Annotated in this window: 27 protein-coding genes; all 27 read right to left on the bottom strand. The window is 41.7% G+C overall.

From position 1 onward, the window contains the following. Positions 1 to 2: 2 nt before the first annotated feature. Complete coding sequence (locus ACN6MY_RS10240) at positions 3 to 866, bottom strand: MinD/ParA family protein (protein ID WP_419883845.1); 864 nt, start codon at positions 864 to 866, stop codon at positions 3 to 5. Then, positions 850 to 2,007, bottom strand: a complete 1,158-nt coding sequence (gene flhF / locus ACN6MY_RS10235; protein WP_419883844.1) for a flagellar biosynthesis protein FlhF — start codon at positions 2,005 to 2,007, stop codon at positions 850 to 852. Before flhF ends, ACN6MY_RS10240 begins: the two co-directional genes overlap by 17 nt. Then, positions 2,004 to 4,040, bottom strand: coding sequence for a flagellar biosynthesis protein FlhA (flhA, locus tag ACN6MY_RS10230; protein ID WP_419883843.1), 2,037 nt, complete (start codon positions 4,038 to 4,040; stop codon positions 2,004 to 2,006). The genes flhF and flhA overlap by 4 nt, the downstream gene beginning before the upstream one ends. 74 nt (positions 4,041 to 4,114) lie before the next feature. Beyond that, complete coding sequence (flhB, locus tag ACN6MY_RS10225; RefSeq protein WP_419883842.1) at positions 4,115 to 5,206, bottom strand: flagellar biosynthesis protein FlhB; 1,092 nt, start codon at positions 5,204 to 5,206, stop codon at positions 4,115 to 4,117. A gap of 1 nt (position 5,207) precedes the next feature. Beyond that, positions 5,208 to 5,984, bottom strand: coding sequence for a flagellar biosynthetic protein FliR (gene fliR / locus ACN6MY_RS10220; RefSeq protein WP_419883841.1), 777 nt, complete (start codon positions 5,982 to 5,984; stop codon positions 5,208 to 5,210). A 2-nt stretch (positions 5,985 to 5,986) separates the two neighbouring features. Next, the gene (gene fliQ / locus ACN6MY_RS10215) at positions 5,987 to 6,256 is read right to left on the bottom strand and encodes a flagellar biosynthesis protein FliQ (RefSeq protein WP_419883840.1); all 270 of its coding nucleotides are present in this window, start codon (positions 6,254 to 6,256) and stop codon (positions 5,987 to 5,989) included. A gap of 17 nt (positions 6,257 to 6,273) precedes the next feature. Continuing rightward, positions 6,274 to 6,927, bottom strand: a complete 654-nt coding sequence (gene fliP, locus ACN6MY_RS10210) for a flagellar type III secretion system pore protein FliP (protein ID WP_371261405.1) — start codon at positions 6,925 to 6,927, stop codon at positions 6,274 to 6,276. A gap of 8 nt (positions 6,928 to 6,935) precedes the next feature. Continuing rightward, the gene (locus tag ACN6MY_RS10205) at positions 6,936 to 7,598 is read right to left on the bottom strand and encodes a flagellar biosynthetic protein FliO (protein ID WP_419883839.1); all 663 of its coding nucleotides are present in this window, start codon (positions 7,596 to 7,598) and stop codon (positions 6,936 to 6,938) included. Positions 7,599 to 7,618: 20 nt separating this feature from the next. Then, positions 7,619 to 7,981 (bottom strand): response regulator, encoded by a 363-nt coding sequence (locus ACN6MY_RS10200; RefSeq protein WP_071349513.1) that lies wholly within the window; start codon positions 7,979 to 7,981, stop codon positions 7,619 to 7,621. Positions 7,982 to 7,998: 17 nt separating this feature from the next. Then, the gene (fliY, locus tag ACN6MY_RS10195; protein ID WP_419883838.1) at positions 7,999 to 9,270 is read right to left on the bottom strand and encodes a flagellar motor switch phosphatase FliY; all 1,272 of its coding nucleotides are present in this window, start codon (positions 9,268 to 9,270) and stop codon (positions 7,999 to 8,001) included. Further along, on the bottom strand, positions 9,260 to 10,258 hold the full coding sequence (gene fliM, locus ACN6MY_RS10190) for a flagellar motor switch protein FliM (protein WP_419883837.1): 999 nt from the start codon (positions 10,256 to 10,258) through the stop codon (positions 9,260 to 9,262). The genes fliY and fliM overlap by 11 nt, the downstream gene beginning before the upstream one ends. A gap of 48 nt (positions 10,259 to 10,306) precedes the next feature. Then, the gene (fliL, locus tag ACN6MY_RS10185) at positions 10,307 to 10,732 is read right to left on the bottom strand and encodes a flagellar basal body-associated protein FliL (RefSeq protein ID WP_419883836.1); all 426 of its coding nucleotides are present in this window, start codon (positions 10,730 to 10,732) and stop codon (positions 10,307 to 10,309) included. Then, on the bottom strand, positions 10,732 to 10,947 hold the full coding sequence (locus tag ACN6MY_RS10180; protein ID WP_083391979.1) for a flagellar FlbD family protein: 216 nt from the start codon (positions 10,945 to 10,947) through the stop codon (positions 10,732 to 10,734). Before ACN6MY_RS10180 ends, fliL begins: the two co-directional genes overlap by 1 nt. A gap of 51 nt (positions 10,948 to 10,998) precedes the next feature. After that, a complete protein-coding gene (gene flgG, locus ACN6MY_RS10175; RefSeq protein ID WP_419883835.1) occupies positions 10,999 to 11,790 on the bottom strand; it encodes a flagellar basal body rod protein FlgG in 792 nt (263 codons plus the stop codon). Between the two features lie 70 nt (positions 11,791 to 11,860). Continuing rightward, positions 11,861 to 12,247, bottom strand: a complete 387-nt coding sequence (locus ACN6MY_RS10170; RefSeq protein ID WP_419883834.1) for a TIGR02530 family flagellar biosynthesis protein — start codon at positions 12,245 to 12,247, stop codon at positions 11,861 to 11,863. Positions 12,248 to 12,259: 12 nt separating this feature from the next. Next, on the bottom strand, positions 12,260 to 12,910 hold the full coding sequence (flgD, locus tag ACN6MY_RS10165; protein ID WP_419883833.1) for a flagellar hook assembly protein FlgD: 651 nt from the start codon (positions 12,908 to 12,910) through the stop codon (positions 12,260 to 12,262). Between the two features lie 8 nt (positions 12,911 to 12,918). After that, entirely contained in the window at positions 12,919 to 14,238 is a 1,320-nt protein-coding gene (locus ACN6MY_RS10160; RefSeq protein ID WP_419883832.1) for a flagellar hook-length control protein FliK, read from the bottom strand. 79 nt (positions 14,239 to 14,317) lie between these two features. Then, positions 14,318 to 14,926 carry a MotE family protein gene (locus ACN6MY_RS10155; protein WP_419883831.1) on the bottom strand — a complete coding sequence of 203 codons (609 nt, stop codon included), beginning with the start codon at positions 14,924 to 14,926 and terminating at the stop codon, positions 14,318 to 14,320. Positions 14,927 to 14,947: 21 nt separating this feature from the next. Then, a complete protein-coding gene (gene fliJ, locus ACN6MY_RS10150) occupies positions 14,948 to 15,391 on the bottom strand; it encodes a flagellar export protein FliJ (protein ID WP_419883830.1) in 444 nt (147 codons plus the stop codon). 5 nt (positions 15,392 to 15,396) lie between these two features. Continuing rightward, the gene (gene fliI, locus ACN6MY_RS10145; protein ID WP_419883829.1) at positions 15,397 to 16,713 is read right to left on the bottom strand and encodes a flagellar protein export ATPase FliI; all 1,317 of its coding nucleotides are present in this window, start codon (positions 16,711 to 16,713) and stop codon (positions 15,397 to 15,399) included. Between the two features lie 2 nt (positions 16,714 to 16,715). Continuing rightward, the gene (gene fliH / locus ACN6MY_RS10140) at positions 16,716 to 17,486 is read right to left on the bottom strand and encodes a flagellar assembly protein FliH (RefSeq protein WP_419883828.1); all 771 of its coding nucleotides are present in this window, start codon (positions 17,484 to 17,486) and stop codon (positions 16,716 to 16,718) included. Beyond that, positions 17,470 to 18,489: a flagellar motor switch protein FliG gene (gene fliG / locus ACN6MY_RS10135; RefSeq protein ID WP_419883827.1), complete on the bottom strand. Its 1,020-nt coding sequence runs from the start codon at positions 18,487 to 18,489 to the stop codon at positions 17,470 to 17,472. The genes fliH and fliG overlap by 17 nt, the downstream gene beginning before the upstream one ends. Before the next feature lie 12 nt (positions 18,490 to 18,501). Further along, positions 18,502 to 20,091 carry a flagellar basal-body MS-ring/collar protein FliF gene (fliF, locus tag ACN6MY_RS10130; protein WP_419883826.1) on the bottom strand — a complete coding sequence of 530 codons (1,590 nt, stop codon included), beginning with the start codon at positions 20,089 to 20,091 and terminating at the stop codon, positions 18,502 to 18,504. 95 nt (positions 20,092 to 20,186) lie between these two features. Next, positions 20,187 to 20,498 (bottom strand): flagellar hook-basal body complex protein FliE, encoded by a 312-nt coding sequence (fliE, locus tag ACN6MY_RS10125; protein WP_419883825.1) that lies wholly within the window; start codon positions 20,496 to 20,498, stop codon positions 20,187 to 20,189. Between the two features lie 90 nt (positions 20,499 to 20,588). After that, positions 20,589 to 21,044, bottom strand: coding sequence for a flagellar basal body rod protein FlgC (gene flgC, locus ACN6MY_RS10120; protein WP_071349498.1), 456 nt, complete (start codon positions 21,042 to 21,044; stop codon positions 20,589 to 20,591). Then, a complete protein-coding gene (flgB, locus tag ACN6MY_RS10115; RefSeq protein ID WP_419883824.1) occupies positions 21,044 to 21,433 on the bottom strand; it encodes a flagellar basal body rod protein FlgB in 390 nt (129 codons plus the stop codon). The genes flgC and flgB overlap by 1 nt, the downstream gene beginning before the upstream one ends. 534 nt (positions 21,434 to 21,967) lie before the next feature. Next, positions 21,968 to 22,747 (bottom strand): GTP-sensing pleiotropic transcriptional regulator CodY, encoded by a 780-nt coding sequence (gene codY / locus ACN6MY_RS10110; RefSeq protein ID WP_071349496.1) that lies wholly within the window; start codon positions 22,745 to 22,747, stop codon positions 21,968 to 21,970. Positions 22,748 to 22,837: the final 90 nt, after the last annotated feature.

Genomic DNA, 22,837 nt, shown 5'->3' with positions numbered 1-22,837 from the left:
GCCTACCTCCCTAACAAGTATCTTTTTACATTCTGCATGAAGCCCTTGCTTTTCGGATCAGTGAAATGGGGGGCTTTATTGATAAATCTAGTTGTAATATCGGTAAGAGATCGTGAAACATTAGCATTTGGAGCAAAAATCATGAATGGAACCTGTTTAGCCACAGCTTTAGATACGGTTTTGTCATCCGGCAAAATGCCGAGCGGGTTAATTTCTTTATTAAGGAACCTTTTTACGGCATTTTGTACCCTTGCAATGGTGTCCATCCCCTCTTTTCTGTTATCTGCCCTGTTGCAGACCAGGTGAAATGGCATGGAATCATTCAGCAAATAAATATATTTCATAACCGAATAAGCATCCATCACAGAGGTGGGTTCAGGGGTTGTAATAATAATCAGCTCTTCAACACATAATAAAAATTTAGCCGAATCTTCACTCAGGCCGGCTCCCATGTCAAACAGGATAAAGTCATACTCTTCGAGAATACTATTGAATTCCTGTGAAAACCGGCCAAACATCTCTTCTTTTAAAGAAAATAAATGTAATAGTCCTGTTCCGCCTGCAATAATAGAAATATTTTCATAGCCGTTTGATATGATTTCTTTTAGCTTCATTTCTCTTTCGAAAAAATCAAGAATCGTATATTGCGGATGTTTCCCCATCAGGATATCTATGTTCCCCATACCGATATCCATATCGAATACCAGCACCTTATACCCTTTATTGGAGAGTGCGATGGAGAAATTCAAGGAAAAATTAGATTTGCCCACACCGCCCTTTCCGCTGATGACAGCAAGAGTTTTAGCCAATTTCCCATCATTCCGGCTATTGAGCATCATCCTCAGGCTTTCAGCTTGATCCTTCATATTTTTTCTCTCCAAAAACAGTTTCTATGATATTTTCCGGTGTTGCTTTCTCAATGTCATCAGGAACATTTTGTCCATTTGTTATATACGCCGCACCTATTTGCTGATGAATCAAAAAATTAAGCATTGCTCCATATGTGGCCGTTTCATCCGCTTTTGTGAAAATCAGCTGCTTGATTGGTATGGCTGAGAACTGTTTATATATATCTTCCATATCTTTTTGTTTAGATGTCAGTGACAAAACAAGATAGGATTCAGTATCATAAGAAAAATCGATAATGTCCTTTAAGTCGCTAACATATTGGGCATTTCTGAAATTTCTGCCTGCCGTATCAATAAATACCGCATCATAATGCGAAAACCTCTCGGCGGCTTTCCTGAAATCCTCCAGATTATAGGCAACCTCAATAGGGACATTCAGGATCTTTGCATATGTTTTCAACTGGTCAATCGCTGCAATCCGGTATGTATCCGTAGTAATAAAGGCCACTTTTTTATTTTGCTTCAAAATGCATTCAGCAGCTATTTTTGCCAATGTAGTAGTTTTGCCGACTCCTGTAGGGCCGACTATCGTAATATATTTTTTTTCAAAGTTACTGGCATCAAACGCGCCTGAGGGCATTTTATCAAGAAGTGCCTCTTTCATATACTGATTCAGCTTTTCTTCTGGGATGCCACCACCAGCTTCCTGCCACCTGTGCACCAGTTTCTCCATGACTTCAGCAAGAATGGCTTCATCCACTTCCTGTCTGCAAAGAGCATCCCATATTTCCCTTAAAGGCTGCGGGAAATTTTTTTGAGAATCTTTGGATTGCATTTTTAGAATCAGAGATTTTAAATTCGCTAATTCCTTCACCACATCGGGCTGCGGCTGCTGAGGTGCCAAAGGCTTTGCTGCCATGCTGTCATCAGCTTTTGGAGCAGCCGGCTGTTTTCTCTCTTTTTGCTTTCTTGCTTGAAGGCTGCTGCTATCGGGATCAGCAGCAGCTATTACTTCGATGCTTCTTTTTTTAAATAAGCCAAGAAATCCGCCGGAAAATAGCGGTTTTGAATTTAAGATGACTGCGTCCGACCCGAGCTCTTCTCTTATTTGCTTCATGGCTTCTGACATAGAAGACGCCGTATACTTTTTTACCTTCACCCTATGTTCACCACCCCAACACTTTGTACTTCAATATTTGATTCCAGCTCATTATAAGAAAGAATCGGAACCTGCGGAAAATATCTTTCTGTTAATTGCCTTACATACATACGGACAGCTGGAGAACAGAGGACTATGGGAGATTGCTCCATGAGTGCCAGCTCTTCAAGCTTCGAAGAAATGGATTCCAGTATTTCCTGGGAATCGTTCGGATCCAACGAAAGGTAATTGCCATGCTCTGTCTGCTGAACGGCATCTGCAATCGTTTTTTCCACTCTGCCAGATAGAGTGATAACTTTCAGGCTTTCTTCTCCTGAAGACAGCTCGTTCGTAATTTGCCTTGCTAAATTCTGGCGGACATATTCAGTGAGCAAATCGGTATCAGAAGACATCTTACCGTAATCTGCCAGCGTTTCAAAAATTACAGGAAGATTCCGTATTGATATCTTTTCGCGGAGCAATTTACCAAGCACCTTTTGCACTTCACCAATGGTTAATGGATTAGGTGTCACCTCATCCACTAGAATAGGTGCTGTTTCATGCAAGTGATCGATCAGCTGCTTCGTTTCCTGCCTGCCCAATAATTCATGCGCATTTGCTTTAATGACTTCGGTAATATGCGTGGAAACCACACTGGGGGGATCCACCACTGTATATCCCATCATTTCTGCATGCTCTTTCACATCTTCTGCAATCCATTTGGCCGGCAATCCGAAAGATGGCTCAATCGTATCTATGCCATCTATGGAATCATCTTCAATGCCTGGGCTCATGGCAAGGTAATGATCCAGTAAAAGTTCCCCGCGGGCCATTTCATTACCTTTGATCTTCAGACGGTATTCATTGGGATTCAATTGAATATTGTCCCGGATTCTGACAACAGGTATGACAAGACCCATTTCAATGGCCAGCTGCCTTCGGATCATCACCACCCGGTCAAGAAGATCTCCGCCCTGATTTGCATCAGCAAGAGGAATCAGACCGTAGCCAAATTCAAACTCAATCGGATCAACACTCAGAAGATTGACAACACTTTCAGGGCTTTTCATTTCTTCTGTATCAATTTCTTCTTCCATTTCCTGCAGTTCCAATTCGTTAGGCATGGGTTTCTTTTTAATAGTGTAGCCTGCAAATGCAAGCAATCCCGCGATAGGTATAGTCAATAAATCAGTGATAGGCGTAAATAGCCCGAGAAGAAAGATGGTAGCTGCTGTCACATAAAGCATGGTTGGATAAGCAAGCAGCTGTGATGTGATATCAGAGCCCAGATTTCCTTTTGAGGCAGCTCTTGTTACAACTATACCCGTTGCCGTTGAAATCAGGAGGGCCGGAACCTGGCTGACAATTCCGTCCCCGACTGTAAGGAGTGAGAAGTGGGATGCGGCTTCACTGAAACCCATTCCCTGCTGCAAAATCCCAATGACCATTCCAAAAATCAGGTTTATCAGGACAATTATGATTCCTGCAATAGCATCACCTTTGACAAACTTGCTGGCTCCGTCCATGGAACCGTAAAAGTCTGCTTCCATTCCTACCTTTTCCCGCCGCTCACGTGCTTCAGCTTCTGAAATCATTCCTGCATTCAAATCCGCATCAATGCTCATTTGCTTACCTGGCATTGCATCTAAAGTAAAACGGGCTGCAACCTCGGATACACGCTCAGATCCTTTTGTGATTACGATAAACTGGATAATTATCAAGATAAGGAATACAACAAGTCCGACAAGAACATTTCCGCCAACAACAAAGGTTCCAAACGTTTCAACTACTCCCCCGGCATCCCCTTTAGTTAAAATAGAACGGGTAGTCGAAACATTCAGCCCAAGCCTGAATAGCGTAAGCAGCAATAACAGTGAAGGGAAAATGGAGAATTCAAGCGGCTCCTTCATATTCATAGTGGTAAGAATAACAAGAAGTGCAAGAGAAATATTTAATAAAATCAATATACTTAACAACCATGTTGGCAGGGGTATGATCAGCATGGCAACAATCATTATGACACTTATCAATACCGTTAAATCTCTTGCTGACATATTACTTTTCTCTCCTAACTGATTTTACTGCGTATTTATATCAAGTGTTCAAGGCATTTAAAGCCTTTCCAATTTTATATCTTGCCTTTTGTCTTATATACAAAAGCCAGAATTTCAGCAACTGCTTTGAAGAATTCTTCAGGAATCGCCTGGCCTATTTCAGTCTGATCATAAAGTGCCCTTGCGAGTGGCCGATTTTCCATCATAATGATGTCATTTTCTTTTGCAACAAGTTTTATTTTCTGGGCGATAAAGTCAGCACCTTTTGCGATTACAAAGGGTGCATCCAGTTTATCTTCATCATATTTAAGGGCTATGGCAAAATGTGTAGGGTTTGTGATGACCACATCTGCTTTCGGCACTTCCTGCATCATTCGCTGCATGGCCATTTCCCTTTGCTTTTGTTTGATTTTCGACTTAATTAAGGGATCGCCCTCTATATTTTTATATTCGTCCTTGATATCCTGCTTGGACATCCGAATATTTTTTTCGAAGTCAAATTTTTGATACATGTAATCCAAAAGAGACAAAAACAGCAAAGCACCTGTTGCATACAGGCCCACTTTTACCGTGATATCGGCAAGAGTGATCATGGCCGTCCCTGCACTTTTTTGAGAAAGTGTCATGATTTCATCCATTCGCTGCCAGATAACAAAAAAGGTCACCAGGCCCACGAATGATATTTTTAAAATGGATTTTAAAAGTTCGACGATTGCCCTAAGAGAAAATATTCGTTTAAAACCCTTTATTGGGTCTATTTTATCGAGTTTGAATTGAATGCTTTCTGTGGAAAATAAGAATCCTACCTGCATAAAATTGGCTGCTACCGCTGCAGCTAATGCTGCTCCAAGAATGGGGGCCAGTATAAGGGCCATTTTTTTCAGTATATGGACAAGCATGGCCTGGGTATTTTCTTCTGTCAGCTTATAAAGCATAAAATCTTTTTGAAACGATTCCTTCATAAGTCCTAAAAACTGATCTTTCATATAAGTGCCTGAAAATAACAGAACCAGAAAAACAGCAAGCAAAACGGCAGCTGTATTGATATCCTGGCTTTTTGCCACCTGCCCTTTTCTTTTGGCATCTTCTCTCTTTTTTGGTGTAGCCTTTTCAGTTTTTTCCCCTGCGAAAAATTGCAGATCCAAACGAAGCCAGATTAAATCCATCCTATGTTCCTCCCATGAGCTTCATCAGCCCTCTCATGGTAATGAGCAAATACCCAAAAAGATGCTGCACAGCCATCATCATCATGCCCATTACAGCGATAAGAACGAGAAACCCTGCTGCGATCTTAACTGGTATCCCCACTACGAAAATATTTAACTGCGGGACAGTCCGTGCGACAATTCCAAGCCCCACGTCTACCAGAAACAAACTCCCCACAACAGGTACGGACATCTGAAAGGCAATAATGAAAGTCTGGTTAAAAGCCTTAACCATATACAGCATAAGATTTTCGCTGCCAAATGGAATGAACATTTTGTCTATCGGGATAAACTGATAGCTGTAAAATATGCCATCCATCAATAGGTGGTGGCCGTCTGATCCTAATAAAAATAACAGAGCGATGGTATATAAGTATTGGCCAGTGAGCGGACTTTGGGTTCCGGTCTGGGGATCAATTACATTGGCAATGCTAAAGCCAAGCTGAAAATCAATGAATCCGCCTGCAATCTGTACGGCGGAAAGTATCATATAGGCTGCGAAACCAATCATCAGACCTACTAGCATTTCTTTCAATATAAGCAGGAAATAGGCTGAATCTAGTTCAAGAATGGGTGCCTTAATTGAATAGTACATAATCCAGGAAAGAAAAAAACTGAGGCCTATCCGATGTGAACTGGGCACAGTACGGTATGAGAAAAACGGCATGGTCACAAAAAATGAAGACACACGCACGAACACTAATAAAAATGCAGGAAAATAAGGCAATATATTTTGCATGATTAACCTACAAACTGATTCAGATTGCTGAATATTTCATTGGCATATGACAGCATATGGCTCAGCATCCACGGGCCGAGCAGAATCAAACCCAGCAGCACCGCTACAATTTTCGGGACAAACGCAAGGGTCTGCTCCTGGATTTGTGTGGTCGCCTGGAATATGCTCACAAGAAGGCCTACACCAAGAGCAATCAGTATGAGCGGCCCGCAAACAATCAGGATGGTATATACGCCTTGCTTGGCGACTTGAACAACAAAATCGGGACTCATATTCTTCACCTGCTTTACTAAAAGCTTTGTAATAAGGATTTCACAACTAAATACCAGCCGTCCACCAGCACAAATAGAAGTATCTTAAATGGAAGGGAAATCATCACCGGCGGCAGCATCATCATTCCCATTGACATCAGCACACTCGCAATTACCATATCAATGACAAGAAAGGGAATAAATATCATGAAGCCTATTTGAAAGGCTGTTTTAATTTCACTTATTGCATATGCAGGAACCATGGCTGTCAATGGGATATCCTGAATGGTTTTTGGTTTGCTTATTTTTGCATAATCCAGGAATAAAGCAAGATCTTTTTGCCTGGTATGGGCGCTCATGAATTCTTTGAATGGCACGGACGCACGGTCATATGCCTGTTCTAGATTAATTTTCTCCTCAAACAATGGAGTGAGGGCCTTTTCATTAACCTGCTGAAAGGTGGGGGCCATAATGAAAAATGTTAAAAAAAGCGCAAGTCCTACAATTACCTGATTGGGAGGCATTTGCTGAGTTGCAAGCGAAGTTCTAACAAAACTCAGCACGATAATAATCCTCGTAAAGCAGGTCATCAAAATCAGGATGCTTGGCGCAAGCGACAGCACAGTAAGCATAAGGACTAGCTTGACGGAAGTAGAGACATTTCCGGGATCGCTGCTGTTAAAAAACTCCATGAACTGATTCACTCTGTGTCTCTTCCCTTCTTTTCCATTTCCTTAAAAGTCTTTTTTCTGCTTTCAGACATTTCTGCGAGCTGTTCTTTCAGCCGCAACGAAAAGCTTGATTCGCCCGAACCTTCATTTTTTTTGCTGCCCATCTTCTTTTTCAGCTTTGAAAGAATATCAGCCGGCTGAAGCAAATGATCCATTCTGCCATTGTAATTATCAAGGATTTCCTGATACTCGGCTTGATCATCTATTTCCTTCAGCAGCTGTATGTTTTCGCCCACACCCACAACAAGCATCCTGCCCCCCACCTTGATGAGCTGGACAGAGCGGTTTGAGCCAAGGCTTGCACCGCCTAGATTTTCGATAAAGTTTGCTTTTTGATATGCCTTGCTTTTTTTATTCATAAACCTCAGCAGCAGATAAAGAAGTGCCACTACAAATATCGTAGCGAGGATTACCCGTAAAAAGTCCATGAATGTTAATCCGGCACTTCCCGCTGAGAGGTTTGCAGATTCTTTTGCTGTTTCTTTTTTGCTGTTTCCCTGATCGTCATTGGGCTTGGCATAAGCATCTTTTACACTTTTATCAAGAGAAGAGGCATGTGCAAAATCAGCCGATGTAATAGGAGCAGCAAAAAGAAGCAGCAAAGCAAAAGTTATTTTTGTTATGAACGCCAAGTTGTGACACCTCTTATGAGTTAGCTTAATGTTTTATTAATAGCCTCTAATACACGGTCAGCCTGGAATGGTTTAACGATGAAGTCTTTTGCGCCGGCCTGGATGGCATCGATTACCATCGCCTGCTGCCCCATGGCGGAGCACATGATGACCTTGGCATTAGGATTTAGTTTTTTTATTTCCTTCAAGGCAGAAATGCCATCCATTTCAGGCATTGTAATATCCATTGTTACAAGGTCCGGCTGTGTTTCACGGTATTTTTCCACTGCCTGTGCCCCATCCGCTGCTTCTCCTACAATTTCAAAACCATTTTTTGATAAAATATCCTTAATCATCATTCTCATGAAAGCTGCATCATCAACAATCAATATTTTGTGTGCCATTTCAATTTCCCCCCTGATTATCTAAGTTTTTTTAAACGATCTGTTTGGCTGACTATATCTGTAACTCTTACTCCGAAGTTTTCATCAATGACAACTACTTCTCCTTTGGCTATCAGGCGGCTGTTAACCAGGATATCAACCGGTTCTCCTGCCAGCTTATCAAGTTCAATGATGGATCCTGAAGATAATTCAAGAATTTCCTTTACTGAACGATTAGTTCTTCCAAGCTCCACCGTTACCTGTAAGGGTATGTCCAATAGCATGTTAAGGTTTTTCGTTTCCGTCTCCTGCAAAGGATATGGCTGGAATTCTGAAAAACTTGCCGGCTGGACATTCACTTTCTGATTGGTATCTTGATATGGTGATCCCAAATGCTGAGGATTTCCAGGGTTATGGTGCACCGGAGCAGAAGCCTGTGTTTGCTGCTGTGTATATCCTCCATATGCATGGTCATTTCCATTATAGGATTGTCCGTGCTGATGTTCATTGGAAATCCGGCTCTCCTGGACAGCCTCTGTATGGGAAGATGCAGAAGGAGCCTGCTGTGTTTCTTTAGCATGATTCTGTTCAGGTACCGCTGGCGAACCATTGGACACGAATGCATCATCGCTCTGAGGATTCAGCAATTGGTCTACAAGACTTTTTGCAAAATGCAAAGGAAGAAGCTGCATGATCGATGAATCAATCAATTCCCCCACTTTTAGTCTGAAGGAAATTTTGGCCAGATAATCTTCCTGGGGAATGGTCTCTTCTCCTTGTCCTTCTTCAATATTCAAAATATCAATTGTTGGCGGCGAAATGTCGACCTTTTTACTGAAAATGGTTGACATGGAAGTCGCCGCAGACCCCATCATCTGGTTGAAGGCTTCCTGTACGGCGCTCAGCTGAATTTCCCCAAGAAGATCTGCCGGTTCGATTCCATTCCCGCCCAACATTAAATCGGCAATAATGGCTGCATCGCTTTGTTTAATAACAAGAAGGTTCACACCTGAAAATCCTTCTGTGTAATTTACCTGTATGGCTACATAAGGCTGAGGAAATTCCTCTGAAATCCTGTTTCTCTCGATTAAGGTAACAGATGGAGTCGTTATTTCAACCTTTTGATTTAATAAAGTTGACAAAGCTGTGGCGGAGCTTCCAAAAGATATATTTCCAACTTCGCCAAGGGCATCTTGTTCCATCGAAGTTAAAAAGTCTTCTACATTCGGAGCTGCTGTTTCGCTGATATCATCCGTCCCTCTTAAGAGGGCATCAATTTCGTCCTGCGAAAGCATTTCATCACTCACCATCTTCGTCTCCCCCCTTCAAAGTATCTAATATTTGGATGGCTATTTTTTTGCCGGCTTTGCCTGGCTGCCCTGTGAATTTCGGGACTTGGCCTACCATGATGGTTAATGGTGCATCAATGGACTGATTCAGTTCGATAATGTCTCCAGTATCTAAGTGGAGAAAATCATTGATTGAGATATCAGTTAATCCAAGCTCGGCGATAATTGGCAGTTCGGCATGTTTCACCCGATTTTCCAAGGTTTCAATTTCTTCAGGCAATCTTTCCTTCTTAGATGTCTGCATCCAATAATGAACAGATAACTTTGGAATGATCGGTTCCAGGACAACGTGCGGTATGCAGATATTAATCATCCCGCTTGTTTCGCCAATCTGGGTATTTAACGAAATGACTACTACCGTTTCATTCGGGGAAACCATTTGCAGAAATTGAGGGTTTACCTCAAAGTCGGTAAGGATCGGTTCTATTACTGAAACGCCTGCCCAGGCTTCCTGAAGATTTTCAAATCCTTTTTCGAAAAGATTGGACATGATTCTTGTTTCAATCTCTGTCAGGTTATCAACCTTATTCACACTTGCTCCACGTCCGCCAAGCACCCGGTCCATCATGGCATAGGCAATATTCGGATTTACCTCCATAAGGATTCTTCCATCTAACGGCGGCACCTCATAAACATTTAATATCGTCATTTTCGGGATTGACCGGATAAATTCTTCATAAGGTATCTGATCAGCCGAAGCCACGGTAATTTGGACATATGTGCGTAGCTGGGCGGAAAAGTATGTGGTCAAAAGCCTTGCAAAGTTTTCATGGATTCTTGTCAGGCTTCGGATTTGATCTTTGGAAAAGCGCAATGCCCTCTTAAAATCATAAACTTTTACTTTTTTCTCTGACTCTTCTTTTTTCAATTCATCCGCATCCATTTCCCCAGTGGAAAGTGCGGAGAGAAGAGCATCTATTTCGTTTTGCGAAAGTACTTCACCAGACATAACATCACCTCCAAAGTATCCTAGATTGCTGTTTTAGGCTAATATCCTTTATTGAAGGATAGAGGAGGTTATGTAAACCTGTACAATGTGTCCTTCTTTCATAAGAGCATTGACCTTTGTTTTCAGTTGTTCTTCAAATTTAATCTTACCGGCTTTGCCTTTTAATGCCTCGGGTTTCATATCTGATAACTCAGTGATAATGATGTTTTTTACCTGAAATGTCCTTTGCTCAAGCTCCTTTTTGGCACTGGTGCTGTCTGTTTGGATGGTAAACGACATTTTAATGAAATCCCCGCTTCCAAGGTTGGTCGTGATTTCAGGAATATCAACAGATGATTTTACAATTTCTTCGATGGATGGATCCTTTTTTTCTCCGTTTCCATTGAATTTTGTAATGGCCACCACAGCAAGCACCCCGACTAATGTGATGGACACCAGTATAATCACCATTATTGTTACAAGCTTATTTTTCATTATTCATTATCCTCCAGGTCATGACGAAATCCGAGAACATTTACGGCTTGATAAAAGGCAATGATCGAACGTGTAATTTCATCTTCCGGCTCACTGACTATAATCTTCTTTCCATTTGTGAATGTAATGGTCGTATCCGGGTGCGATTCAACCGTTTCTATATAAAGTGCATTGACCGTAAAACTTTTTCCGTTTAATCTCGTTACTTTAATAATTTTTATAGGGAGCTAAAGAACAAAAATCTCAAGCTCCCTCCCTCCCTTACCTTATCGTTTTAGATTAACAAGCTCTTCAAGGATCTGGTCAGATGTTGTTATAATGCGTGTATTAGCCTGGAATCCGCGCTGCGCCACAATCATGTCAGTGAATTCTTCAGAAAGGTCGACATTGGACATTTCGAGCATGCCTGATTCAATTGTCCCAAAACCAGGTTTTCCAGGTACATCCAATTGTGCTGTTCCAGAGTTTTTTGTTTCAGCAAATAGATTATTTCCCGTTTTAGAAAGACCGCCTGGATTAGAGAATTTAGCCAATTCAATTTGCGGAGGAGTTGTCACTAAATTACCGCCGGCAGTATATGAGACCTTTCCGTCCTTGCCGATGGATATATCAGTGGCTGTTTGAGGGATATTTATTTTTTGGTTTCCAGTTTGCTGAAGATAGTATCCATCACTGTTAACTAAATCTCCATTTGTATCTAAATAGAAATTTCCTGCTCTAGAATAATAGCTATTGGTTCCGTCACTCACTTTAAAATACCCATCACCTGAAATGGCAAGATCAAGCGTTCTTCCTGTAGTCTGCATGCTTCCTTGTGTATCGATGGTATCGATTGCAGACATCTGTGCTCCCAATCCAACCTGCTTAGTATTGATTCCTCCCCTGGATGCTGAAGGCCCGGTTGCACCCTGCATTGTCTGGCTGACCATGTCCTTAAAGACGGTCCTTCCCTTTTTAAAACCGTAGGTGTTGACATTGGCAATATTATTGCCGATTACATCTAATTTTGTCTGGAAGTTTTTCATTCCGCTGATTCCCGAGTACATTGAACGAAGCATGTGTACGTTCCCCTTTCTTTATGGCTGCTTCTGTCAATCCGCAGCCCAGGCCCCCTTTTCAGGTCCAGCCTTATCGATCTAAGATGATCGTTCCGTTTATATTGGTGAATATCTGGGATGATGCTTCATCCCTGTCCATGGCAGTGATCACTGTATTATTTTTGGCGCTTATCACAAGTGCCGCATCCTTTGTCAGCACAAGAGATTCAGTCACGCCTTTTTTTCTTGCTTCCTTCACACTTGTTTCTATTTTTCCCCAGAGGCTTTGGTCGATTTGTATATTTCTTTGATTGAGTCTAAGCTGGGCATGCTTTGAGATGGAAAGCTTATCATTCCCTTTGGCCGCCTGCTCCAGATGGCCTGCAAATCCTGCCTGTGCGTTTTTTTTAACGCCTGCACCATTTGAAGGGAATACAATCGGGTTTTGTGTTACCGGCCTAAAAACTGGTTTTTCCATAAGACCGCCCCTTTATGAACCTGCTATTTTAATAATTTGGTCTGCACTTAATTTCGTGCCTGCTGCATCATTCAGTTCAAATAATGTTTTGCCGTCCTTCATGGAAACGGATTTCACAGAGGCAGTGGTTTCATTTTGGCTGCTGTCTAGCCATGTGACGGATTTCCCGATCAGCTCACTTGCAGAAAACAGGTTATTTCCTGTGCTGGCTGCAGTATCATTCACTTGGGAAATGTTGGCTGGCTCAAGCTTGGTGCCATCATCCAGGATGAAATATACACTGTCATCCTTAAATTGAAGTGAAGCTACTCTTCCGCTTCCAGTATCAAAGGATTGTTCAGCATTTGAATCTGCATTATCCGCAAGTTTGTGCCAGGTTACATTTTTTCCGACAAAAGAGTTATAAGCAATCATCTTATTCTGCTGCTCCGTCTGGACAAATTTATCAATGCTTGATGTCATATTTGTGATTTGTTCCAATGTTGAAAATTGTGCCATCTGGGCAATGAAATCTTTATCCTGCATCGGATTTGTCGGATCCTGGTTTTGCAGCTGAGTCATCAGCAATTTCAGGAAATCGTCTTTTCCGAGAGTATCTCCGGTCTTTCTTACCTGCTTGTTTTGATAGCTTGACAGCAGCAGCGATGTATCTATCGATGCCATAATTTCACCTACACTTTCATATTTAGAAGCACTTCAGCAAACCGGTCACTGAAAGGGTCGCGGTCTTCATCGGCATCCTCTTTAACTTGTTCCTGTCTTTGTCTCTCCTGGTGCCCTGGGCTGTCTCCTTGTCTTGAAAAAAACCTTTCCTGCGAAAAGCTGCCTGCAGTTTGCGAAATTTCTATTTTTTCCAGCTGGAGATTTTGGCTGGACAGTGCCTGTTTTACACTTTGCAATTGTGTTTCCAGCATATCCTTTGCCTTGGCTGTAGAAGCAACTATTTTTGCGGTCATAACCGAATCCTTCTGCATGATCTCAATTTTCAATGATCCCAGATTTTCCGGATTTAATTTTATTAGCAGTTTTTGCATGCCGCCGGGTCCGGTTAATTGAGCTTTGCTCAATATGGTTTCAAACGCTTTAATAAATTGCTCCTGATTGACCGGCTGTCCGTTTTTCTCCGTTTTCAAAACAAATTGCTCTAATTTACTAATTTGAAGGTGCAGTGAATTAACTGAACGGGGCAGCATGTCGGCATCGCCAGCTTTTTCCTGCGTTCCAGTTTTTGTGTTTTTTTCTGTTAATGTGTTTGAGTCCCCAATAATCCGGGAATAAGCATTTTTGAGGATGTCTAAAGGCTTATCTGCCTTACTATCCAAGGCTGTTAGCAAGGTGGATGAAAAGCTTTTTCCTTTAGGCAAAGAATCATTTTCCGCAAGATTTTGAAGTGTTCCTGAAATTTTCTCAAGAAAGCTCTTCAATTGATTGCTTAATTCAGCATCTTTATGGGTCATATCCTGATAAGGAGTTATGAGCACCTGTATTTTTGCCGCCTTTAATACTTCAGCTGCACCCTTTAGATCGATTTTCTTCCATTCCTCAGGCTTTAGCTTAGATAAATCCTGAAGAAGAGTGAGCAGCTGCAGGATACTCCCGGCAAAACCGTTATCCTCATTTGAAGTACCTGAATTGTCTTTACTATCTTCTTTTAGGGAGTCTGTCTTGCCGCCAAGAAGCTTTGTTATTGTTTCGACCTCATCTTCACTGCTGTCCTTTAATAGCGAATTTATTAGGCCGGATAGTGCAGGACTTCCCGGATTCACTGATAGATCTTCCGGCAATGGGCTATTGTTTTCACCTGCTTTACTGCTGTCCATCTGCAGGAATGAAAGAATATTTTTTATCGCTTTCAGCTGGCTCTGTCCTTGGCTGCTATTCCCTTTAACGGACTGATCATTTCCATTTAAAGATATAGCCGCTTCTAGTACAGAACCGAACGTGCCCAAGGTTTGGGAGGCGTCTATGGCTCCATCCGCTTTCTGGGCCAATTGAACCTGCTGGTTTCCCTTTGCTGGCAGAATACTTTCAATATTTATGTTTCTCACCTCCTTTAAAATAGTTCTTGACTTATGGAGTTTGCTGCTGATTGAAATCAGTCAATTTTTTTGTCAGGCGCGCTGCATCTGCAGGCTGCATTTGTTCCATGATTGCAGCTAATGACGCCGCTTTTATTTTGCTTAGAATCTTCACTGCATTATCATCTGGCATCTTAGTTAAAATGGGGGCCGCTTTTTTTGGTGCCATTGTTTCATAAGTTGTGATAATGTCTTTCATTGCCCTTTTGTTATCAGCTTGTGCGGCATTCAAGTCTTTTATCTCGTTTTCAAGCTGCTGCTTTTCAGCACTGTTCCGCTGGATTTCCTGATCTTTGCTGTCAATAATATTTTCAAGTTTAGTAACTTCCGCTGTTTTGCTTTTTATACCAGCTTCTAATTGTGCAAGCTTCTTCTTTGAATCAGCACTGCCCTCTTTTGCCGCCTTGCTGTTCTTATCGCTGCTGTTCGTCATTTTAGAAATGAACGGGATATTATCAGCCAGGGATTTTGAAGCATGCAATACATTAACCCCGGCAAACGAAAGCACAATTAAGGCAATCGTGATGGTAAATAAAAGCGGGATCAGCACGACAAAAAGAAACCATTGAAGCCTATTGTATTTTTTTTCTTCTTTATCCATGCATTTGCTCCTTGAAGTCTCCTAGTAGTCCTTATTCATGAACTGCCTGATCGAAATTTCGTCCATATTCTTGTTTTCGTCTGCTTTTAAGATATCCAGGAATTTGATAAAATCAGTTTCTTTCATTTTTTCATACTTCTTAACTTCCATATTCTTCTGCATCAAGCTCTCCTGCTGTCTGATCATTCTTTCTCTGGCTTGGAGCACTTGAAGCTGGGAATGTTCGATTATTTTCTCGAGATTATCCATAAAAGACTGATTATGCCTGATTTCCTGTACCGAAAGCCCTTTATTAAGTTTTTCTTCCTGGAATTTCTGCAAATCTTCTTTTTTCTTCAGCAATTTATACAGCTTTTCTGCAGCCTCTTCGAATTCCTTCAAAGCACCATGATATCTTGCCAAGGCATCTTCTTTTTCCTTTTCCCTGATGGTCAGAATTTTGTCAAATTTGTATTTATAAATCATTCAATCTACTCCATATCCATCAAATTCAAAAGAGTCAGGATGCTTTCATCCTTGGACATTTTTTCATGTGTTCCCTGTTTTAAAAAAGAAATGATTCCCGGCTGTTTTATAATTGCTTCATCGATGTCTTTAGAAGAGCCTCTTTTATAGGCACCAATGTTTATTAAGTCTTCGGACTCTATATAAGTAGATAAAGAGGATCTGAGTCTTTCCGCCGACTCTTTATGTTCCTGGCCGACAATCCCATTCATGACCCTGCTTATGCTTTTCAGAACATTAATTGCAGGAAACTGGCCTTTATTGGCTAATTGGCGGTCCAAAACAAAGTGCCCGTCGAGAATTCCTCTTACTGCATCGGCGATAGGTTCATTCATATCATCTCCGTCAACCAAGACGGTGTAAAACGCTGTGATCGATCCCTGTTTGTTCGTTCCGGTCCTTTCTAAAAGCCTCGGCAATATCGAAAAAACAGAAGGAGTATACCCTTTGGTAGTCGGAGGCTCGCCAATGGCCAGTCCAATTTCCCGCTGGGCCATGGCAACCCGGGTGACAGAATCCATCATCAGCATGACATTCATCCCCTTATCGCGAAAATACTCAGCGATAGCTGTAGCAGTCAATGCCCCTTTAATCCTCATTAATGCAGGCTGGTCCGATGTAGCCACTACAACAATGGATTTCGCAAGTCCTTCAGGGCCAAGATCCTTTTCAATAAATTCCCTGACTTCTCTCCCTCGCTCACCGATCAGCCCGATTACATTTAAATCGGCATTCGTATTTCTTGCGACCATGCCGAGCAAAGTGCTTTTCCCTACTCCGCTTCCTGCAAAAATCCCCACACGCTGTCCCTTGCCGACAGTCAGCAGGCTATCAATCATTCTGACACCTACATCAATGGGTTCATTTATGGGCGGCCTTTCCATAGGGTTAGGAGGATCCCTGTCTATGGGCACTGATGCAAGCCCTTTAGGAAGTGCTGAGCCATCCAAAGGATTTCCCAATGAATCTACCACCTGTCCGATAAGCCCTGAACCGACCTTAACCTGAAGTGAATGTGAGGACGCTTCTACCATGCATCCCGGAGAGATATCACTGATGGCATCATACGGCATCAGTATCACCATTTCTTCCCGAAAACCGACCACTTCTGCTTGGATAATTCTTTTCTTGCCCTTTATTCCGGCATGAATATAGCAAACATCGCCTACTGAACTTTCAGGACCCTGTGATTCGATCATTAGCCCCACAACCCGTTTAACCCTTCCATAATGTTTAACCGCAGGACAATCGTCAATCAAAGGAAGCAGATCACAAGCCTTCATTATCATTCCCCTTCCAGCATATCCGCGAGTTTTTGTTTGATTACCTCCAGCTGTGTATCAATGCTGGCATCGATGCGCCCGTTCTGGGATTCTATGATACAGCTGCCTTCATTCAAATCATGATCAGGGTAGACATAGAAATCAGTTTCTTTTGGAAATATGCTTAGCAGCTCTTCTTTTCGGGATAAAATGAATTCATAATGTGCCGGGTGGACATGAAGCTGGATATCTCTATATTCCCTTGCATTTTTAATCGCTTTTTTTACTGCAGAAAAGAAATACTCCGAATCGGTTTCCATTGCTTTGCCGATAATTTTTTCAGCCACGGAAATGCCCAGCTCCAGAATGATTTTTTCTGAAGATTCAATATGCTGCTGATAATCTCTTTTTGAAGCTTCAACTACCGTTTTGGCAAACTCAATGGACTGAGACATTTCCCCGTAGCCTCTTTGCCTTCCAGACTCCAGTCCTTCCTGGTAGCCTTGGTCATATGCCTGCTGAATATATTGCTGTTTCTCAGTTTGTTCCCAGAAATCTTTTTGTGCCTGCGCTTCCTGGATTAATTCATTGGCCCTGTTCCTTGCCCCGTTCAGTATTTCTTCCGCTTCATGCCTTGCCTGTTCAGCTGCATGGGTATGGGAGGCTTCAAGAGGATCATCCATGTCTTCTTCAGCATGTAAAAATGAACTGAATTCACGGATTTTTATAGTCTTATTACCTGCTTTTTCTGCTGCCGCGTGATAAGACTTAATGATCCTAGACAATAATATCATCTCCTCCGCCGCGGGCTACGACAATTTCCCCTGACTCTTCAAGCCTTCGTATAACAGCCACAATCCGTGACTGGGCCTCTTCCACATCCCTAAGGCGCACAGGACCCATATATTCCATTTCTTCCTGGAAGGTATCCACCATGCGTTTAGACATATTCTTGAAGACAATCTCTTTGACTTCTTCGCTTGCCACTTTAAGCGCCAGCTTTAAATCCTCATTATCCGAATCCCGTACAACTCTCTGAATGGCTCTGCCATCAAGCGTAACAATGTCCTCAAAAACAAACATCCTTTTCTTGATTTCTTCTGCAAGCTCAGGATCCTGTATTTCAAGGGCATCAAGAATAGTCCGCTCTGTAGAACGGTCGACACCGTTCAATACATCCACTACCGCTTCCACACCGCCTGTTTGAGTGTAATCCTGTGTAACGGTTGCTGAAAGCTTTCTTTCCAGGATTTGTTCGACCTCATTGATTATTTCAGGAGATGTGCTGTCCATCAGTGCAATTCTCCTAGCGATATCCGCCTGAACCTCCTGCGGCAGTTCTGATAGGATCTGCCCTGCCTGCGCAGGGTCAAGATAGGATAGTATCAGCGCAATGGTTTGCGGATGTTCATTTTGTATAAAGTTCAATATTTGGGCAGGATCCGCTTTCCTTGCAAAATCAAATGGCCGCACCTGCAGCGAAGAGGTAAGCCGGTTGATAATGGCTGCTGCCTGATCTGTGCCAAGCGCCTTTTCAAGGACTTGCTTGGCATATCCGATCCCCCCCTGTGAAATGTAATCCTGTGCAAGGGCAATATTATGGAACTCATCCATAATTTCTTCTTTTTCCTGTGAATCTACTTTTCTTACTCCAGAAATCTCAAGTGTCAGCCGCTCAATTTCTTCCTCAGACAAATGCTTGTATACAGAAGCAGATACATCCGGTCCTAGGGAAATGAGCAGGATAGCTGCTTTTTGCTTTCCTGTAAGTCCGCCTTTTTTCTTTCTTTCGCTCAATTCATATCCTCCCTAATCTTCTGCAATCCAGCTTCTTAATAATTTAGCAAACTCATCTGGCTTTTCTTTGGCCAGTTTTTCAAGTTGTTTTCTTTTTAATCCAGCTTCGGTTTCTATTTCATCATTGAGGTCTGGCATATTTTGGATGGTTACTTCTTCTTCCAGTATCTCCTCATATTCCGTACTTCGTCTTGACCGGATAAATAAGATCAGCAGAATAATGACTGCAAGCAGCAATACGCCTCCTGCTATATAGACCCACAATGGAATAGAAGTTTGTGCAGGCTGGGTAAAGGTGGTCTTGCCATTGAAAGGCTGGACAGTAACCGCAATTTTATTTGCAATGTCCTGGTTGGTTAATGGCTGTGCATTAGCCCCTTTATCAATGGATGTGCGCACAATAGTCCCAAGCATCTTCGTAATATCGCTAACACGCGCCTGCGGCAGAGATGAAGGCTTATTTGGCTTTGGAGGCTCCACCATTACCTGAATCCCTAAATCTCTTACTTTATATGGACTTTCAACTATTTGTTTTTTTATTCTGTTGACTTCATTATTGATCGTTTCTTCTTTTCGTTCATAATCCCCATTGCCGTCTGTTCCCGAAACATAATTGGATGCAAGTGAATCCCCAGGGTTTGAACCGGACGGCACCCCGCCTGCAGCACCTTTTCCTGTATACGTTTCATTAATTCTTTTTGCAGAGATGGCAATACCAGCCATGTTCGCTTTATCAACAGGTGTAACCAGGTTTTCTTCTCTTTTCTCCTGAGTGAAGTCAATATCTGCCGTTACAGAAACGACAACCTTATTCTGGCCCATTAATGTTCCGAGCATGGTTTGAACTTGTCTTTGAATATCGCGTTCTATGCCCTTTTTCACTTCCTGCTGTGTGGCAAAAGTTGCACCTGCACTCGTATCGCTGTCGCTTTTCAAGTCAAAATACTCAAAGTTTTGATTCATGATGACGATATTATCTGTAGGAAGGTTTGGAACACTTTTTGAAACCAAATGATACAGCGCCTTGATCTGGCTATCCTCAAATTGATATCCAGGCTTTGTGTTAAGAACAATGGAAGCAGAAGCCTGTTCTTCATTGTCACTTACAAAAACGCCTTTTTCAGGAAGGGTGATCATGACCTTTGCATCATCCACTCCATCAATATTTTTTATTAAATCTGAAAGCTCTGTTTGCATGGCATCCAATTTGAGTACACCAAATTCATTTTCTGTCATGCCCATTCCGGCATTTTGTCCGAAAAATGAATAGTCGATGCTTCCGGACTTTGGAATACCCTCAGCAGCCAGCTCAACCTTCAGCGTATCCACACTGTCATCAGGCACCATGATTGTCTTTCCGCCATCTGCAATTTGCGACTGTATTCCTTTGCCATCCAGATTTGCTTTTATATTTCCTGTCTCTGATGGTGATAAATTGCTGTATAACGGAACAAGTGTAGTTCTTGAAGTCAGGAATACGGTTAGCGCAATAATAAGGGCCACTAATCCAAGAATGCCAAAAAAGATTGTTTTCTGCTTTTTGGTGCTCCCGGACCAGTAACCAGTAATTCTATTTTTAAAGTTTAATAATGCTTCATTCATTTCAATCCCCCGGTTAATCTCTTTGAATTTATGACAGGACAATGATTTCTGTCCTGCACATCGTTTCCTGGAACTTGAGAGGTTTCAAAATGAAGCTATATATTCATTCTCATCATTTCCTGATATGATTCTACCACTTTATTTCGTACCTCAAGTGCTGCCTGCATGGTAATGTTCGCCTGCTGGGAAGCGATCATTACCTGGTGCAGATCAACGTTTCCGCCATTGGCAAGCTTTTGAGTCAATGTATCCGAATTCACCTGTGCTTCGTTTACTTTTTCAATAGAATCCTTCAGTACGGAAGCAAAACTTTTTTGAGATTCATATGGTGTTGCGGACTGGGCTTTAGCACTTGTATTTCCCGCAGCAAAAATACTGTTGCCCGGGTTCAGGTTTATTCCCTGCATTCTATCATTCTCCTGTCTGTATGCATATAAAGGGCTGGCACCTGCATTTGTAATTATCTTGGATCATATCAGCAGCCCCACCGTAATTATTTACTTCCCGATTTCTAGGGCCTTCATCAGCATGCCTTTAGAAGCGTTAAAAACTGTAACATTTGCTTCATAAGACCTTGTGGCGCTTATCAGGTCCGTCATTTCCCTTAATGGATCGACATTCGGCATTTCAACATATCCATTTGCATTGGCATCCGGATTTTCAGGATCATACACAAGTTTAAATGGCGTTTGATCTTCTGCAATCTTCGTTACTTCCATGCCCCCGCCTGCACCTTGCCCGTTTTGTCCGGCTGCTGCGTTCAAAAAGCTTGAAAATTGGGTTTCCTTCGGCTGAATGACAGCCATTTTCCTTCTGTACGGCTCCCACTTTCCATTTACAAAATTTGCTCTTGATGTATCGGCATTGGCCATATTTGAAGAGATAATATCCATTCTTAGCCTTTGTCCTGTAAGAGCCGAAGCTGTTGTATTTAAGCTTTGAAACATTCCCATTACTTACCGCCCCTTATTATTGTTTGAAGCGATTGGAACTTCCCGCTGATTAAATCAGATGCAGCGTCATAATAGATCTGGTTGGATGCTAAATCACTCATTTCCTTATCTATGTCCACACTATTTCCGTTGCTGTTGTACTGAACATTCTGCCTTGTTATCACACCCTGGCTTGATTGCGCCCCTGAAAAATCAAAATGTCTGTTATCCGTCCTATATGCTTTAATAGATGAATCCAACGCATCCTGAAACGACCCTTTCGTTACATCTTCCGCTTTATAATTGGGAGTATCTGCATTTGCGATGTTCTGTGAAAGCACTTTTTGTTTTAAACTGGAATAATCCAGGGCGCTTTCCAGCGACTGAAATGTATTTGAAAATAATTTCATTTCTTTCACCTCATATGGAAAGGAATTTTAAATATCTCATTTCGTAACAAAAAAAACATAATATAGTAACTATTGTAATGAAATCCAACCGTTCTGTCTATGAAGTATCGACAAAACTTCGTAAGATAAAAGGCCTATTTTTGTCGATAAATGTTAATTAATACCTTTAAAACCCAATATTTACAATAACATTTCCTTTATTTTTCCTGTTAAGTAGCCCTTTTTTCCCCCTTCGACAAAATTCTTTCTAATTTCCCTGCACCTTTTACTATATATCGAACATCACAGAGTTCTTCTTCTAATGCTTTTTGCTTATTTTTTTGACAATAAATAATATTACAATATATTTACTGAAATGATAAGGATATTTATGTAATATTTTTTTTTTTTTTGCCGGGAGGCAGGGAAGCATTTACTCAGCATTCTCATCCCGATTCTGACAGGGTTTCGACTGCAATGCCAATCTCAAATTTCAAAGGTATTTATCCTCAAAATGATGTTTGGGCAAAAAAAAAACAGCCCGAGGGCTGTTTTTTAATGATTTTTCAATTTTTCAAGCTCAACAAGGAATTTATCATTTAATACTTTGATATATGTCCCTTTCATTCCTAGTGAACGAGACTCGATAACACCCGCACTTTCAAGCTTCCTTAGTGCGTTCACAATTACAGAGCGGGTGATTCCTACTCTGTCAGCAATTTTTGAAGCGACTAAAAGGCCTTCATTTCCTTTCAATTCTTCAAAGATATGCTCAATTGCTTCCAACTCACTGTATGAAAGCGAGCTGATTGCCATTTGGACAACTGCTTTGCTTCTCGCTTCTTCTTCAATCTCTTCCGCTTTTTCGCGAAGGATTTCCATGCCGACTACAGTTGCGCCATATTCAGCAAGAATTAAGTCATCATCATGGAATTTTTCTTCAAGCCTTGCAAGAATCAGTGTACCAAGTCTTTCGCCTCCGCCAATAATCGGGACAATTGTTGTCAGGCCGCTTGCGAATAACTCCTTATTTTCCACAGGGAATGCCGTATATTCGCTGTTTACATCCAAGTTGGAAGATGTGGACTGGATATTGAAAAGATTTTTAGTATATTCTTCAGGAAATTGTCTGTCTTCAAGCATCTGTACCATGCGTTCGTTCTCAATCTGCTGATTGATCGCAAAGCCTAATAGCTTTCCGCGTCTGCTTACAACAAACACATTTGATTCGATTACTTCACTGAGGCTTTCAGCCATTTCCTTAAAATTAACTGGCTGGCCGGCTGCATTCTGCAGCATGCTATTGATTTTTCTTGTTTTACCTAATAAATTCATTTAATTGTTCCTCCTAGAAATCCTTGTTTCATGTACCGCTCTTATATAATCGCTAATCTTGGTGTGTTTACTGATAAAGAGAAACAGGCA

The sequence above is a fragment of the Peribacillus sp. B-H-3 genome (assembly GCF_048572925.1).
Lineage (GTDB): Bacteria > Bacillota > Bacilli > Bacillales > DSM-1321 > Peribacillus.
Note: the sequence above shows the minus strand (reverse complement) of the source record. Positions and strands in the feature narration are given on the sequence as shown.

What these genes read in the sequence shown, in the direction of transcription:
- fliH (WP_419883828.1), bottom strand. Translation starts at nt 17,486, where the DNA reads ATGATATTATTGTCTAGGATCATTAAGTCTTATCACGCGGCAGCAGAA.
- flgG (WP_419883835.1), bottom strand. Translation starts at nt 11,790, where the DNA reads ATGCTTCGTTCAATGTACTCGGGAATCAGCGGAATGAAAAACTTCCAG.
- fliP (WP_371261405.1), bottom strand. Translation starts at nt 6,927, where the DNA reads ATGGAGTTTTTTAACAGCAGCGATCCCGGAAATGTCTCTACTTCCGTC.
- ACN6MY_RS10170 (WP_419883834.1), bottom strand. Translation starts at nt 12,247, where the DNA reads ATGGAAAAACCAGTTTTTAGGCCGGTAACACAAAACCCGATTGTATTC.
- flhB (WP_419883842.1), bottom strand. Translation starts at nt 5,206, where the DNA reads ATGGATTTAATCTGGCTTCGTTTGGATCTGCAATTTTTCGCAGGGGAA.
- flgD (WP_419883833.1), bottom strand. Translation starts at nt 12,910, where the DNA reads ATGGCATCGATAGATACATCGCTGCTGCTGTCAAGCTATCAAAACAAG.
- flhA (WP_419883843.1), bottom strand. Translation starts at nt 4,040, where the DNA reads ATGTCAGCAAGAGATTTAACGGTATTGATAAGTGTCATAATGATTGTT.
- fliL (WP_419883836.1), bottom strand. Translation starts at nt 10,732, where the DNA reads ATGAAAAATAAGCTTGTAACAATAATGGTGATTATACTGGTGTCCATC.
- ACN6MY_RS10200 (WP_071349513.1), bottom strand. Translation starts at nt 7,981, where the DNA reads ATGGCACACAAAATATTGATTGTTGATGATGCAGCTTTCATGAGAATG.
- fliR (WP_419883841.1), bottom strand. Translation starts at nt 5,984, where the DNA reads ATGCAAAATATATTGCCTTATTTTCCTGCATTTTTATTAGTGTTCGTG.
- flgC (WP_071349498.1), bottom strand. Translation starts at nt 21,044, where the DNA reads ATGGGAATGTTTCAAAGCTTAAATACAACAGCTTCGGCTCTTACAGGA.
- fliI (WP_419883829.1), bottom strand. Translation starts at nt 16,713, where the DNA reads ATGAAGGCTTGTGATCTGCTTCCTTTGATTGACGATTGTCCTGCGGTT.
- codY (WP_071349496.1), bottom strand. Translation starts at nt 22,747, where the DNA reads ATGAATTTATTAGGTAAAACAAGAAAAATCAATAGCATGCTGCAGAAT.
- ACN6MY_RS10155 (WP_419883831.1), bottom strand. Translation starts at nt 14,926, where the DNA reads ATGGATAAAGAAGAAAAAAAATACAATAGGCTTCAATGGTTTCTTTTT.
- ACN6MY_RS10240 (WP_419883845.1), bottom strand. Translation starts at nt 866, where the DNA reads ATGAAGGATCAAGCTGAAAGCCTGAGGATGATGCTCAATAGCCGGAAT.
- fliE (WP_419883825.1), bottom strand. Translation starts at nt 20,498, where the DNA reads ATGCAGGGAATAAACCTGAACCCGGGCAACAGTATTTTTGCTGCGGGA.
- fliJ (WP_419883830.1), bottom strand. Translation starts at nt 15,391, where the DNA reads ATGATTTATAAATACAAATTTGACAAAATTCTGACCATCAGGGAAAAG.
- flgB (WP_419883824.1), bottom strand. Translation starts at nt 21,433, where the DNA reads ATGAAATTATTTTCAAATACATTTCAGTCGCTGGAAAGCGCCCTGGAT.
- fliM (WP_419883837.1), bottom strand. Translation starts at nt 10,258, where the DNA reads ATGTCTGGTGAAGTACTTTCGCAAAACGAAATAGATGCTCTTCTCTCC.
- fliF (WP_419883826.1), bottom strand. Translation starts at nt 20,091, where the DNA reads ATGAATGAAGCATTATTAAACTTTAAAAATAGAATTACTGGTTACTGG.
- fliY (WP_419883838.1), bottom strand. Translation starts at nt 9,270, where the DNA reads ATGGTGAGTGATGAAATGCTTTCGCAGGACGAAATTGATGCCCTCTTA.
- fliQ (WP_419883840.1), bottom strand. Translation starts at nt 6,256, where the DNA reads ATGAGTCCCGATTTTGTTGTTCAAGTCGCCAAGCAAGGCGTATATACC.